Annotated in this window: 12 protein-coding genes; 8 read left to right on the forward strand and 4 right to left on the reverse strand. The window is 61.3% G+C overall.

Annotation, left to right across the window (positions count from 1 at the left end; genetic code table 11):
- Positions 1-71 precede the first annotated feature (71 nt).
- The gene (gene aguA, locus BOP96_RS04955; protein ID WP_019817883.1) at positions 72-1,178 is read right to left on the reverse strand and encodes an agmatine deiminase; all 1,107 of its coding nucleotides are present in this window, start codon (positions 1,176-1,178) and stop codon (positions 72-74) included.
- A 120-nt stretch (positions 1,179-1,298) separates the two neighbouring features.
- Entirely contained in the window at positions 1,299-4,208 is a 2,910-nt protein-coding gene (locus BOP96_RS04960; protein ID WP_073451978.1) for an aminotransferase, read from the reverse strand.
- Positions 4,209-4,361: 153 nt separating this feature from the next.
- Here BOP96_RS04960 and rfbB point away from each other — a divergent pair, with 153 nt between their 5' ends.
- The 7 genes from rfbB to BOP96_RS04995 are packed head-to-tail and all read left to right on the forward strand — an operon-like array spanning position 4,362 to position 11,431.
- Positions 4,362-5,444, forward strand: a complete 1,083-nt coding sequence (gene rfbB, locus BOP96_RS04965) for a dTDP-glucose 4,6-dehydratase (RefSeq protein ID WP_003187719.1) — start codon at positions 4,362-4,364, stop codon at positions 5,442-5,444.
- Complete coding sequence (gene rfbA / locus BOP96_RS04970) at positions 5,441-6,316, forward strand: glucose-1-phosphate thymidylyltransferase RfbA (RefSeq protein ID WP_003187717.1); 876 nt, start codon at positions 5,441-5,443, stop codon at positions 6,314-6,316. Before rfbB ends, rfbA begins: the two co-directional genes overlap by 4 nt.
- Positions 6,313-6,858 (forward strand): dTDP-4-dehydrorhamnose 3,5-epimerase, encoded by a 546-nt coding sequence (gene rfbC / locus BOP96_RS04975; RefSeq protein ID WP_054922633.1) that lies wholly within the window; start codon positions 6,313-6,315, stop codon positions 6,856-6,858. Before rfbA ends, rfbC begins: the two co-directional genes overlap by 4 nt.
- Positions 6,855-7,724 (forward strand): dTDP-4-dehydrorhamnose reductase, encoded by an 870-nt coding sequence (rfbD, locus tag BOP96_RS04980; protein ID WP_073451980.1) that lies wholly within the window; start codon positions 6,855-6,857, stop codon positions 7,722-7,724. The genes rfbC and rfbD overlap by 4 nt, the downstream gene beginning before the upstream one ends.
- A 34-nt stretch (positions 7,725-7,758) precedes the next feature.
- Complete coding sequence (locus tag BOP96_RS04985; protein WP_032901796.1) at positions 7,759-9,567, forward strand: sensor histidine kinase; 1,809 nt, start codon at positions 7,759-7,761, stop codon at positions 9,565-9,567.
- Positions 9,564-10,949 carry a sigma-54-dependent transcriptional regulator gene (locus BOP96_RS04990; protein WP_020302411.1) on the forward strand — a complete coding sequence of 462 codons (1,386 nt, stop codon included), beginning with the start codon at positions 9,564-9,566 and terminating at the stop codon, positions 10,947-10,949. The genes BOP96_RS04985 and BOP96_RS04990 overlap by 4 nt, the downstream gene beginning before the upstream one ends.
- Positions 10,950-10,975: 26 nt before the next feature.
- Entirely contained in the window at positions 10,976-11,431 is a 456-nt protein-coding gene (locus BOP96_RS04995; RefSeq protein WP_073452006.1) for a thioesterase domain-containing protein, read from the forward strand.
- 127 nt (positions 11,432-11,558) lie between these two features.
- Here BOP96_RS04995 and cysQ read toward each other — a convergent pair whose 3' ends face one another.
- Together cysQ and nudE are read right to left on the reverse strand one after the other, a co-directional pair.
- Positions 11,559-12,395, reverse strand: coding sequence for a 3'(2'),5'-bisphosphate nucleotidase CysQ (gene cysQ, locus BOP96_RS05000; RefSeq protein ID WP_073451982.1), 837 nt, complete (start codon positions 12,393-12,395; stop codon positions 11,559-11,561).
- Positions 12,392-12,958, reverse strand: a complete 567-nt coding sequence (gene nudE / locus BOP96_RS05005) for an ADP compounds hydrolase NudE (RefSeq protein ID WP_014716485.1) — start codon at positions 12,956-12,958, stop codon at positions 12,392-12,394. The genes cysQ and nudE overlap by 4 nt, the downstream gene beginning before the upstream one ends.
- Positions 12,959-13,045: 87 nt before the next feature.
- On the opposite strand from nudE, the gene yrfG reads away from it, so the two are divergent.
- On the forward strand, positions 13,046-13,708 hold the full coding sequence (gene yrfG / locus BOP96_RS05010) for a GMP/IMP nucleotidase (RefSeq protein WP_014716484.1): 663 nt from the start codon (positions 13,046-13,048) through the stop codon (positions 13,706-13,708).
- Positions 13,709-13,732: the final 24 nt, after the last annotated feature.

Here is a 13,732-nt window from a genome sequence, read left to right on the forward strand (position 1 = left end):
GTCGCGGGCTTGCGGGGAACACTGCAAACGCGCGGTGCTCGTGCGCCATCAAGGCGCTGTTACAACTGCACTCACTTTCGCTGCGGGGCTGGCTGCTGCTGGGTCAGGCAATGGATATTGCCCCCACCCAGTAACAGTTCGCGGCCCGGCACCATCACCACTTCATGCTGTGGGAAAAGGTTCTGCAGGATCTGCTTGGCCTGGTCGTCCAACGGGTCATCGAAGCTCGGCGCGATGATGCCGCCGTTGACGATCAGGAAGTTGACATAGGAACCGGCCAACCGCACGGTCGGATTACGCTCCTGGCTGCCCTCAACCAGGTCTACCCCGGCGCATTCCTCCTCAGTGGCATACAGCGGACCCGGGATCGGCATTTTATGCACGATGAACGAGCGGCCCTGGGCATCGGTGCTGCTTTGCAGCACGTCCATGGCTGCGTGGCAGCGTGGGTAGTTCGGGTCTTGCGGGTCATCGGTCCAGGCCAGCAACACTTCGCCCGGGCGCACGTAGCAGCAGAAGTTATCCACATGGCCGTCGGTTTCGTCGTTGAACAGGCCATCCGGCAACCAGATGATCTTATCCACAGCCAGGTTATCGCTGAGCACCGCCTCAATAGCCGCACGATCAAGGTGTGGGTTGCGGTTGCGGTTCAACAGGCATTCTTCGGTGGTGATCAGGGTGCCTTCGCCGTCGACATGAATCGAACCGCCTTCAAGCACAAAGCCTTCAGTGCGGTAACGCGGTGCGCGCTCCATCTCGAGGATCTTGCCTCCCACTTGGGAATCGCGGTTCCACGGGGAATACAGGCCGCCGTCAAAACCACCCCAGGCGTTGAAGTCCCAGTTCACACCCCGTACTTCACCACTGCCGTTGATCACGAAAGTCGGGCCGGTGTCGCGAACCCACGCGTCGTCATTGGACATTTCCACCAGGCGGATATTGGGTACGTCCAGGCGGGCACGGGCGTTTTCGTACTGGCTGGCGGAGACCGCGACGGTCACCGGCTCAAAACGTGCGATAGCCTTGGCCACCGCCACATGGGCCGCCTGCGCAGGCTTACCGCCCAGGCGCCAGTTGTCTGGGCGCTCGGGCCAGATCATCCAGGTCTGGGTCTGGGGCGCCCATTCGGCAGGCATATGAAAGCCATCGGCGCGAGGTGTGCTGTGCAAGGTGGTCATGTCGATCAGGGCTCCGAATGGGGTGAAGGGCAACTTATAATGGATAAAAATCGGCTTTAACAGACTAAAAACATGATAGGTGCTCGGGTCTGCAAAAAATAGCCGATAACAATCGATGAATCACAGTTGTTCATCCAGCACTTTCGACAGCATGTCCACAAAGAAGTCCACGCTGCGCCTGGACGTCACCATCGGCGGCTTGATTTTGAGGATATTCAGATAATCACCGGTAGGTTGCATGAAAATCCCCAGCTCCCGCAGGCGATCACACAACAAGGCGGTTTCTGCCGTCGCAGGTTCCAGGGTGTGGCGATCACGCACCAGTTCAAGGCCCAGATAGAAGCCCGAACCGTGCACGGCACCGACGAGTGGATGGCGATCAATCAATTCCTCCAGTCGTGCCTTGAAATGCCCGCCTACCACTTGGGCGTTTTCCCACAGCTTTTCCTCTTCCATCACGTCCAGCACTGCCATGCCGATCCGGCAACTGACCGGGCTGCCTCCCGATGACGAGAAGAAGTAACCCTCGGCCTCCAGCGCCTCGGCAATCTCTCGGCGGGTAATCACTGCGCCCAACGGCTGGCCGTTGCCCATGCCCTTGGCCATGGTAATGATGTCAGGCACCACACCCTGCTGTTCAAACCCCCAGAAGAAATGCCCCATGCGGCCGTAACCCACCTGCACTTCATCGGCGATGCACACGCCCCCCTGGGCACGCACCAAGCCATACACCTGTTGCAGGTAACCCGCTGGCAGGGAGATGCCACCGGCGTTGCCGTACACCGGTTCACAGATAAACCCGGCCAATTGACGCTGGCTCGCGGCGATTTTCGCCAGGTTATGCTCAACACTTCGTACATAGTCCGGCGCGCTGTCCGGCCCGCGGAATTCACCGCGGTAAGTATTGGGCGCGGTCACCGGGTGTACCCAATCCGGGCGGCTGCTCAAGGCCTGGGGGTTATCGGCAATCGAGGTGGACACGGCATCCGCCGCCACCGACCAGCCGTGGTAGGCCTCCAGCACGCTGAGCATGTCGCGCCCGCCGCTGTAGGCCCAGGCCAAACGAATCGCCAGGTCATTGGCCTCCGTGCCGCTGTTGACCAGGAACACCCGGTCCATGCCCTGTGGCGCCAACGCCAGCAGGCGCTCGGAGAACTCGGCAATTGCCGCATAGTGAAAGCGCGAGTTGGTGTTGAGCAACGACCATTGCCGAGCCGCCACCTCAGCCATGCGCGGGTGGCCATGGCCCAGCACGGCCACGTTGTTAAGCATGTCGAGGTAGGACCGGCCCTGCATATCGATCAGGTGGTTACGCCAGCCGCGCTCGATACGCGGTGGGTCGGCGTAGTAGTGCTTCTGGGAGCGGGCAAAGCTGGCATCCCGCCGGGCCAGCAGGGCCTGCGGGTCCAGTTCGGGCTCAGCATCACAGGCCAGGCCCAACAGCGCCGAGGGTGACGGGCACAACGCCTGCCACGCCAACGCCCGGGAAGGTGTGCAGAACAGCGGCGGCTCAAGGTCGGCGCGGCATAACTGCACAGTCAACGGCGCCTGCACCTCGCCCAGCACCTGCCCTTTGACCAGCGTTGCGCCGGGCTTGAGTGACGTGCGCACGCCCCACAGGCGCAGGCTCAGCTCACTGTCGTGCAAGCACAGCAAGCCGTCGGCACCTTCGCGCAGCGTTCCCGCAAAGGGTGCTTCCAGAACCGTGCCGTGAGGCAGGTGCAGTTCGACATGCAGGGGTAATGTCTCGGGCTCTAGCGCACTGTCGGGGCGGGTGCGCGACAAGCGGTATTGCCCATAACGACTGGCCGCCAGCCCATGCACCGTCGCCGCTTGATCCAGCAAGCGCCGATCGATGCCGGGAGTTTCCCAATTGCCAGCCTCGAAATGCGGGCTGAGTACGCACAGGTCGATCAGCGCGAACTCGCGCCCCACCAAGCCTGGCAATAAAGGCGCGAAGTCTTGGTTGGCGACGGGCGGTAATGTTTCACCGACGCTGCGCAGAATCGCCGCTTGCATGAGTTCAAAGGGCACCGACGTGGCGATATGGAAGATTTCCCACTCGTGTTCGGCGTTTTTCTTTAGATAAACGTTATCCGGGTCCAGGCATTGCTGCTGCTCACTGCTGAGCACCAACACTGCCGCGCGGGCGACGATCAACGGCCACAACACCTCCAACTCTTCGCGCTGCAACGGCGTGACAGCGTGGCAGGCCTGGATCGCCGGCAAGAGGGCAAACGGATCACCGTCGGCATGGTGCAACAGCGCCGCGCAGGTCACCGACAGGTCGGCAACTCGCCAGGTACGCACCAGATCGCCAAAATCGATCACGCCTTGTATACGCCAGTGCCGCTGGGCATCACGCTGCCACACCACATTGTCATCGGTGATATCCATGTGCACCGCTTGCCACGGCAGGTGTGCCGCCAACGGCTGGACATGCGCCTCGACCTGCCTGGCCACCTGCTCCAAAGCAGCACGCTGCGGCAGGTCGGGCAAGGTTGCCAGCAGGTGGGCGATCAATGCCTGCGCGTGGCGCGGGTCCCATTGCAGGGTGCGCGCAAGGCCAGGGTGCTCGAAATCTGCCAGCGCGAGGCTCATCTGCCCGCACAGCTCACCAAAGCCTTCGATCACGGTGCGGCTCAGGTGGGGTAAATGCGTCAGGGGCTGGCCGTCGATGTAGTCCAATAGCCGCAGGTGCAGGGTTTGGCCATCGACGTTGACCGTCAGTAGATCCTCGCCCTCCACGGTCGGGATGACCTTGGGCACGCGCAGGCCGGGATGCGTGCTCAGGCTGTTGAGGGCCGCATGCTGGGCCTGGAGTTCAACCGCGGCGTAGTCACCTCGGCAGATCTTCAGAACAAAGCGGCCCCGAGTGCTGTCAACTCTATAGTTGAGGTCTTGTTGACTGCCCAATGAGCGTAATTTGCCCGTCATTCCATAATGTCGCTCGAGCAGGTGTGCTGCTTGCTCGGGGGTTACTTGTGGGCAAGGCAAGCTGGCACGGTGGGTCAACGTGGCTAACGACATTGTGACGACCTTTGTTTTTTCAGGCGTCTATATCGCCATTGTTCAGGGGCACAAGGCAACCCCCTAGTAATACAGCGCTTGCACCACCCGGCTCGCACCACTCAAGCTATGCTTCATCCGCATAATGTCTATCTAAGGAAAGGGCCCTCCGATATGCGCATTCTCGTTACTGGCGGCGCTGGCTTTATCGGCTCAGCCCTGATCCGCCACCTGATCCAGCACACCGAGCACGAGGTGCTCAACCTGGACAAGCTGACTTACGCCGGCAACCTCGAGTCGCTGACCAGCATCGCGTCCAACAGCCGCTATGAGTTTGTCCAGGCCGATATCATCGACCAGGCCACCGTCAGCGCCGTGCTCGCACGCTTCGAACCCGATGCGATCATGCACTTGGCGGCCGAGTCCCATGTCGACCGCTCCATTGACGGCCCGTCGGATTTTATCCAGACCAATATCGTGGGCACCTACAGCCTGCTGGAAGCCACGCGCGCCTATTGGCAGAAGCTGGCAGAGCCGGCAAAAAGCGCATTCCGTTTTCACCACATATCCACTGATGAGGTGTATGGCGACCTGCACGGCGTGGACGACCTCTTCACCGAGACCACGCCTTACGCACCGAGCTCGCCGTATTCCGCGAGCAAGGCAGCGTCCGACCACCTGGTACGCGCCTGGCAGCGCACCTATGGCCTGCCGGTGCTGTTGACCAACTGCTCGAACAATTACGGGCCGTTCCATTTCCCGGAAAAATTGATCCCGTTGGTGATTCTCAACGCCCTGGCGGGCAAGCCACTGCCGGTGTATGGCGATGGTCTGCAGGTGCGTGACTGGCTGTTCGTCGAGGATCACGCCCGTGCGCTGCTCACAGTGGTCACCACTGGGGTTGTGGGCGAAACCTACAACATCGGCGGCCATAACGAACAGAAGAACATCGACGTGGTATGTGGCATCTGCGCCCTGCTGGAAGAACTGGCGCCGCAACGCCCAGCCGGTGTGGAGAAATTCACTGACCTGATCACCTTCGTCAAGGATCGCCCAGGCCACGACCAACGCTACGCCATCGACGCCAGCAAGATCGAACGCGAACTGGGCTGGGTCCCGGAAGAAACCTTCGAGACCGGCCTGCGCAAAACCGTACAGTGGTACCTCGATAATCTGGAATGGTGCAGCAGGGTCCAGGACGGCAGTTATCAGGGAGAACGATTGGGCAACACCGACTTGAAGGATCTAATCGCATGATGAAGGGAATTGTGTTGGCTGGCGGCTCCGGCACTCGCCTACACCCCATTACGTTGGGAGTGTCCAAACAGCTGTTGCCGGTGTATGACAAGCCGATGATCTACTACCCGATATCCGTGCTGATGCTCGCAGGCATCAAGGACATTCTGGTGATTTCCACTCCGGTAGACCTACCGCAGTACCGAAACCTGCTGGGAGATGGCAGCCAGTTTGGCGTGCGTTTCACGTATGCCGAACAGCCTTCCCCGGACGGGCTGGCTCAAGCATTTATCATTGGCGAAGAGTTCATCGGTGATGACGCGGTGTGCCTGATTCTGGGGGACAACATCTTCCACGGCCAGCATTTTGGCGATCAGTTACGCACCGCAGCCGAGCGCTCCTCGGGCGCTACTGTTTTCGGCTATTGGGTGAAAGACCCGGAGCGCTTCGGTGTGATTGATTTCGATAAAGAGGGCCGCGCCCTTTCCATCGAAGAAAAACCGGCAAAGCCCAAGTCACCGTATGCCGTGACCGGCCTGTACTTCTACGACAACGACGTGATCAAGATCGCCAAGGCGGTCAAGCCTTCGCCACGCGGCGAGCTGGAGATCACCGACGTCAACAATGCCTACCTTCAGCGTGGCGATCTTCACGTTGAACGCTTCGGCCGTGGGTTCGCCTGGCTCGACACCGGCACCCATGACAGCCTGCTGGAAGCCTCGACCTACGTTCAGACCATCGAGCACCGCCAGGGCTTGAAAGTGGCCTGCCTGGAAGAGATCGCCTATGAAAATGGCTGGATCGATCGTGATTATCTGCTGGAGCGCGCCAAGTACTTTGGCAAGACCGGCTACGGCCAATACCTCTACTCGCTTGCCGGAGAGACCCAGTGAATGTAGTTGAAACCACACTACCCGGCGTACTGATCCTCGAGCCAAAGGTATTCGGCGACGAACGCGGTTTCTTCTACGAAAGTTTCAATGCGCGCGCCTTTGAAACGGCCACCGGGCTCAAGCGTAATTTCGTGCAGGATAATCACTCACGCTCGCAAAAAGGCGTGCTGCGAGGTTTGCACTATCAGCTTGAACACACTCAAGGCAAGCTGGTGCGTGTCACCTACGGTGAAGTGTTGGATGTGGCGGTCGACATCCGTCGCAGCTCACCCAACTTTGGCCAGTGGGTGGGTGTCCGTTTGTCGGCACAGAACCATCGCCAACTCTGGGTGCCGGAAGGCTTCGCCCATGGTTTCGTGGTGTTGAGTGAGTACGCAGAGTTCCTGTACAAAACCACCGACTACTACCAGCCAAGCGCCGAGCGCAGCATTCTCTGGAATGACCCGACGCTGGCCATCGACTGGGAGCTGGCCGAACCGCCGCAACTCTCCGCCAAGGATCAGGTCGGCAAACTGCTGATGGAAGCTGACCTGTTCCCATGAAAATCCTCATCACCGGCCAACACGGCCAAGTCTCCCAGGAGCTGCAACAGCGGCTCCAGGACCTGGGCGAACTCATCGTCCTGGGCCGCGACCAGCTTGACCTGGCAAACGCAGACCTTATCCGCCAACAAGTGCGCGCCCATCGCCCCGGCCTGATCATCAACGCGGCGGCCCACACCGCCGTCGATCTGGCCGAGAGCGAGCCGGACGCTGCGTTCGCCATCAATGCCATCGCCCCCCGCATCCTCGCCGAAGAAGCCAAGGCCCTGGGCATCCCGCTGATTCACTACTCGACCGACTACGTGTTCGACGGCACCAAACCTGCCCCGTACACCGAAAGCGACACGCCGAACCCATTGGGTGTCTACGGCCAGAGCAAGCTGGCGGGTGAGCAGGCGATTGCGGCTGTTGGCGGCCAGTACCTGATCTTGCGTACCAGCTGGGTCTATTCGGGCCATGGCAAGAATTTCCTGCTGACCATGCAACGCCTGCTGCAGGAAAAAGCGCAGATGCGCATCGTTGCCGACCAGATCGGTGCGCCGACCTGGGCCGGGACTATCGCCAACAGCACCCGCGTGCTGATCGAGCAGTGGCAGGCCGGTAAGGCAGGGGATTGGGGTGTTTACCACCTCACTGCCCAGGGTGAAACCTCGTGGTTCGGTTTTGCCGCGGCGATTGGCGAGCAACTGCGCGCCGAAGGCAAGGCCTGCGCCGAGCTGGAACCGATTCCTTCCAGCGCCTACCCGACCCCCGCCAAGCGCCCGCTGAACTCGCGCCTGGACTGCACGCGCCTGCAACAGCAATGGCACGTCAGCCAGCCACAATGGCAAGACGCATTGCACGAGTGTCTTGCACAGCAGCACTAGGCATAATGCGCCTGTACTCACAGGCGCGACTTCCATGACCCCACCCCTTGCGCGAAGACCCCGCTGGCGCAGCCTAGCCCTGCTGGCTCTGTGCCTGGCACCGCTGTTGTGGCCGCTGGAGCATTTGGCCGAGCGCTATTACCGCAGCGAACTGGCCGGGCAAAATCGCCAGACCCTCGACCTCTACGTCGCCAACTTGCTGGGCACCCTGCACCGCTACGAAATACTGCCGCAGATCCTCGGTGACTTACCGGCCCTGCGTACTGCATTGGACGCTCCCCATGTCAGCACCCACCTGGTCAGCGCCAACCAGTTGCTCAAGGATGTCGCCGCCCAGGCCGGGGTAGAGGTGATGTATCTGATGGACACCACCGGCAAGACCCTCGCCGCGTCCAACTGGGACAAACAAGACAGCTTTGTCGGGCGCAACTTTTCCTTCCGTCCGTATTTCAGCGAAGCCATGGCCGGGCGCCTCGGCCGGTTCTTCGGCCTGGGCACCACCTCGGCCAAGCGCGGCTACTTCTTCGCAGCAGCGGTACGTGACGGCGATACTATCATCGGGGTGCTGGTGGTGAAGGTCGACCTGGACCACACCGAAAGCCTGTGGGGCAATACCCCGGAACAATTGCTGGTCACCGACCACAACGGCGTGGTGATCCTCACTTCGCGCCCGCAATGGCGATTCCGCGCCACGCGGCCACTGACCGCCGAAGAACGCCAGGCCATCATTGCTATCCAGCCCTACCCCACCCGCGACCCGCAGCCGTTGAGCCTCAGCAGCAGCGCTTGGCTGCGCCAGTCCACGGCTATCGCCGAGACCGGCTGGAACGTGGAAATCCTCGCGCCGCGCTCGCTGATCAACCGTCCGGTGCGCACGGTCGTCGCCGTGGGCGGTGCCACGTTGTTGGTGCTGATGCTGTTGCTGGGGTTGCTGATGCAGCGCCGCCGGCACTATCTGGAACGCATCGCCTTCGAAGCCAAGGCCCGCCGCGAGTTGGAAATGCGCGTGGCCGAGCGTACCAGCGACCTGGAGGGCCTTAACCGGCGCCTTAAACAGGAAGTGCTGGAGCGCGAGCATGCCCAGCAAGAACTGGTGCGCGCCCAGGACGATCTGGTCCAGGCCGGTAAGCTCTCGGCGCTGGGCACCATGTCGGCGAGTATCAGCCATGAATTGAATCAGCCACTGGCGGCGATTCGCAGCTATGCCGAAAACGCCGAAATCCTGCTCGACCATGAGCGCACCAACGATGCCCGTGGCAACCTCAAGCTGATCAGCGAATTGACCGGGCGCATGGCTTCGATTATCGCCCACCTACGCGCCTTCGCCCGTCGCGACCGGCATGCGCCGGAGAGCGTGGCTTTGCAACCGGCGCTGGACGACGCCCTGGCATTGCTGGCCAAGCGTCGGCGTTCGATGGAGGTGGAGTTGATCCGCGACCTGCCAGAGGCAACCCTGTGGGTGCAGGCTGGTGAAACCCGCCTGCGCCAGGTGCTGGGTAACCTGCTGGCCAATGCCTTGGACGCCCTCACCGAAAAAGGCCCGCCACGCAAACTCTGGCTGAGTGCCGAAACCACGCCCCATGGCGTCAACTTGTATATTCGCGACAACGGCCCAGGCTTTTGCATGGAAGCCCTGGGCCGCGCCAGCGAGCCGTTCTACACCACCAAGACGCGCACTCAGGGCCTGGGCCTGGGCCTGGCGATCTGCGACACGCTGATGCGCGCCTTTGGCGGCGAACTGTTGTTCGCCAACCACAAGGAAGGCGGCGCGCTGTTAACCTTGAAATTACGTGCCGGCTCGCCGGGCGTCAGTCTGCAACCGTCCGAGGACCGCAGTGTATGAGTATCGACAACTCGATTCAGGTGGTATTGATCGACGACGATCCACACCTGCGTCAGGCCCTGTGCCAGACCTTAGACCTGGCCGGCCTGAACGTCCTGCCCCTGGGAGAAGCCAACGGGCTCACCGCACGTCTGTCCCGAGACTGGCCGGGCGTGGTGGTCAGCGACATCCGCATGCCCGGCATGGACGGCCTGGAATTGTTGGCCGAACTGCACGGCCAGGACCCCGACCTGCCGGTGCTGCTGATCACCGGCCACGGCGACGTACCGCTGGCGGTGCAAGCCATGCGTGCCGGCGCCTATGACTTCCTGGAAAAACCCTTCGCCAGCGACGCGCTGCTCGACAGCGTGCGCCGCGCCCTGGCCCTGCGCCGGCTGGTACTGGACAACCGCAGCCTGCGCTTGGCCCTCAGCGATCGCCAGCAACTGAGCACGCGCCTGGTAGGGCACTCGCCACAGATGTTGCGCCTGCGCGAGCAAATCGGTGCGCTGGCCGCGACCAAGGCCGATGTGCTGATCCTCGGCGAAACCGGCGCTGGCAAGGAGGTCGTCGCCCGCGCCCTGCACGACCTCTCAAGCCGACGCAGCGGCCCGTTTGTGGCGATCAACGCCGGAGCACTGGCGGAATCGGTCGTGGAAAGCGAACTATTCGGCCATGAACCGGGCGCGTTTACCGGCGCGCAAAAGCGCCGCATCGGCAAGTTCGAGTTCGCTAATGGCGGCACGCTGTTCCTCGATGAAATCGAAAGCATGAGCCTGGATGTACAGGTCAAGTTGCTGCGCCTTTTACAGGAGCGCGTCGTGGAGCGCCTGGGTGGCAATCAGCTGATCCCGCTGGATATCCGCATTATCGCCGCCACCAAGGAAGACCTGCGCCAAGCCGCCGATCAGGGCCGTTTCCGTGCCGACTTGTATTACCGCCTCAATGTGGCGCCGCTGCGCATTCCCCCGCTACGGGAACGGGGTGAAGATGCGCTGATGCTGTTCCAGCACTTCGCCGACGAGGCCAGCAGCCGCCACGGCCTGCCCTTACACGAACTGCAACCGGGCCAGCGCGCGCTGTTGCTGCGCCACAGCTGGCCGGGCAATGTGCGGGAACTGCAAAACGCCGCGGAGCGTTTCGCACTCGGCCTGGAGTTGGCCCTGGATAACGCCCAGGACCATCCCGCCGCCGGCGTGCTGACCTCCACGCCCGGAGGCCTGAGCGAGCAAGTCGAACAGTTCGAAAAAAGCCTGATCGCCGCCGAACTGACCCGCCCCCACAGCTCCGTGCGCAGCCTCGCCGAAGCCCTGGGCGTGCCGCGCAAAACCTTGCACGACAAACTGCGCAAACACGGCCTGAACTTCGCCGACAGTGCCAGCCAGAGCGCCGATGACGAATGACATCGTCCACCTACGAAGAGGCCGCCATGAGCCGCGATAGCCGTTACCTGGAATCCATCCTTCACCATGACATCCCACTCACCCGGGAAATGGGCCTCAGGGTGCTCGACTGGCAACAGGACCAGCTGCAACTGCACCTGCCCCTGCAAGCCAATATCAACCACAAGAGCACCATGTTTGGCGGCAGCCTCTACTGCGGCGCCGTGCTGGCGGGTTGGGGTTGGCTGCACCTGAAGCTGCGTGAAGCCGGGATTGAAGACGGGCACATCGTGATTCAGGAAGGGCAGATCAGCTACCCGCTGCCGGTGACCCAGAACGCGACAGCCGTTTGCGCGGCGCCGGATGAAAAGATTTGGAAGCGCTTTATGGCGACCTATCAGCGCTATGGGCGGGCGCGGTTGGCGCTGGAGACGTGGATTGTGAATGAAGGCAGTGCAGCGCGTGCCGTAGTCTTTACCGGCCAGTACGTCCTGCACCGCTAGCAGCCATTACATAAAACAAATGTGGGAGCTGGCTTGCCTGCGATAGCGGTGGATCAGTCAATACCTGTACGACTGACACTCCGCCATCGCGGGCAAGCCCGCTCCCACATTTTGCTCTGCAGTGATCTTAAGATCTGGCCAGGGTCAGCAGCCGATCACGCCAGGCGGCCTTGGCTGGCAATGCCAGAAAGAACGGGTTCAGCAGCGACTCCCGCGCCGGGTAGCTGAACGGCTTGCCATCCAACTCCAGCACTTCGCCCCCCGCCCCTTCCAATACACCCTGGGCCGCTGCGGTATCCCACTGCGACGTCGGCGCCAGGCGCGGATAACAATCGGCACTGCCCTCAGCCAGCAAACAAAACTTCAACGAGCTGCCGATATTCGCCAGTTTCAACTCGCCCAAGCCCTCGCTCAAACCATCTAACAGACGCTCCTGCTCAGGGCTGGTATGACGACGGCTGGCCACCACGGTAAAGGCTTCGCCCGCAGCCCTGGCCCGGCGCACTTGAATCTGCTTGGGCGCGGCATTGACGTCCGAACGCCAAGCCCCCAGGCCCGCGCCGCCGAAGTAGCAACGGCCAGTGGTCGGTATCGACACCACGCCGAACACCACGCGGCCCTGTTCGATCAATGCAATATTGACGGTGAATTCTTCACTGCCAGAAATGAATTCCTTGGTTCCATCCAGGGGGTCCACCAACCACCAGCGCTGCCAGCCGGCACGCACACTCTGATCGATATCGGCGTCTTCTTCAGACAACACTGGGATGCTTGGGTCCAGCGCGGTGAGGCCTGCGAGAATCAGATGGTGGGCAGCCAGGTCAGCAGCCGTCACGGGAGAATCATCCGCCTTGGACGTCACGGCTACCTCGGCACGCCAGTACGGCAGGATGGCTTCACCCGCCTGCCGAGCCAGTTCAATGACCGGTGCGATAAACGGGTGGCCTAAAAACAGTTCGCTCATGCGGTGAACGCTCCACGCTGGGTCAACAGGTCTCTCACCAGATACAGCGCCGCCAGGGCGCGACCTTCGCTGAATTGCTCGTTTTGCGCCAACGCCGACAGCTCACGCAGATTAACCCGGTCTACCCGCATCGGTTCGGGCTCATCACCTTCAAGGCGCTCTTCGTAGAGATCGGTAGCCAACACCACCTGGATCTTCTGGCTCATATAGCCGGGCGACAATGACAGCTCGGTGATGTGCTCCAACTGCCGTGCGCCATAGCCGGCCTCTTCCTTGAGTTCGCGGTCTGCCGCTGCAAGCACGTCTTCGCCGGGCTCGATCAGGCCTTTGGGCAACGACAATTCATACTCGTCAGTGCCGCCGCAGTATTCTTCCACCAGCACTGCATGGTCTTCATCGATCATCGCCACAATCATCACGGCGCCGTAGCCCGTACCGCGCCCGACAAGACGCTCGTAGGTGCGCTCAACGCCATTGGAAAAGCGCAATTGCACTTCCTCCACGCGGAACAAACGGCTACTGGCGACTATTTCGCGGGCGAGGACAGTGGGTTTCTGGCGCATAAACGGCTCCTTGGCGTGATCGGGTTACTATACCGTGGCTTTTCCGATTGTCTGTGTCGGATATCTTTACTTACGTGAGACCCCACCATGCCCTCTTTGCCCTGGCACGCCATCGATACCGTCCTGCTGGACATGGACGGCACCCTGCTCGACCTGCATTACGACAACCACTTCTGGATGGAGCACCTGCCCCAGCGCTACGCCGAACTGCACGGTGTGAGCCAGGCCATGGCGGAGATGGAGCTGCAACCGCTGTTTGAGCGTAACGCCGGACAGTTGCAATGGTATTGCCTGGATTTCTGGAGCGCCGAGCTCAAGATCCCGGTGCGCGAACTCAAGCTGGAAACCGCCCACCTGATCGCCCTGCGTCCGGATGCCGATACGTTCCTGGCGGCGATCAAACAGGCCGGCAAGCGCGTGATCATGATCACCAACGCTCATCGTGATTCGCTGTCATTGAAGTTGGAACGCATTGAATTGGCGCCGTATTTCGAGCGTTTGATCAGCTCTCACGACTACGGTTTTCCCAAGGAAAACCCGCAATTCTGGCAAGCCTTGCAAGCGGATATCCACTTTGACCCGGCCCGTAGCCTCTTTATAGATGACACTTTGCCGATCTTGCGCAGCGCCCGGGATTTCGGGGTCGGTCATTTGCTGGCAGTGAAAGAGCCTGATAGCAAGAAAGGACCAAAGGACACCGCAGAATTTTTAGCAGTGGGGGATTATCGAGATCTCATTGCCGGACTTTGATCAAGTGTGGGAGGGAGCACGCCC

The sequence above is a fragment of the Pseudomonas sp. FSL W5-0203 genome, assembly GCF_001896155.1.
GTDB lineage: Bacteria > Pseudomonadota > Gammaproteobacteria > Pseudomonadales > Pseudomonadaceae > Aquipseudomonas > Aquipseudomonas paracarnis.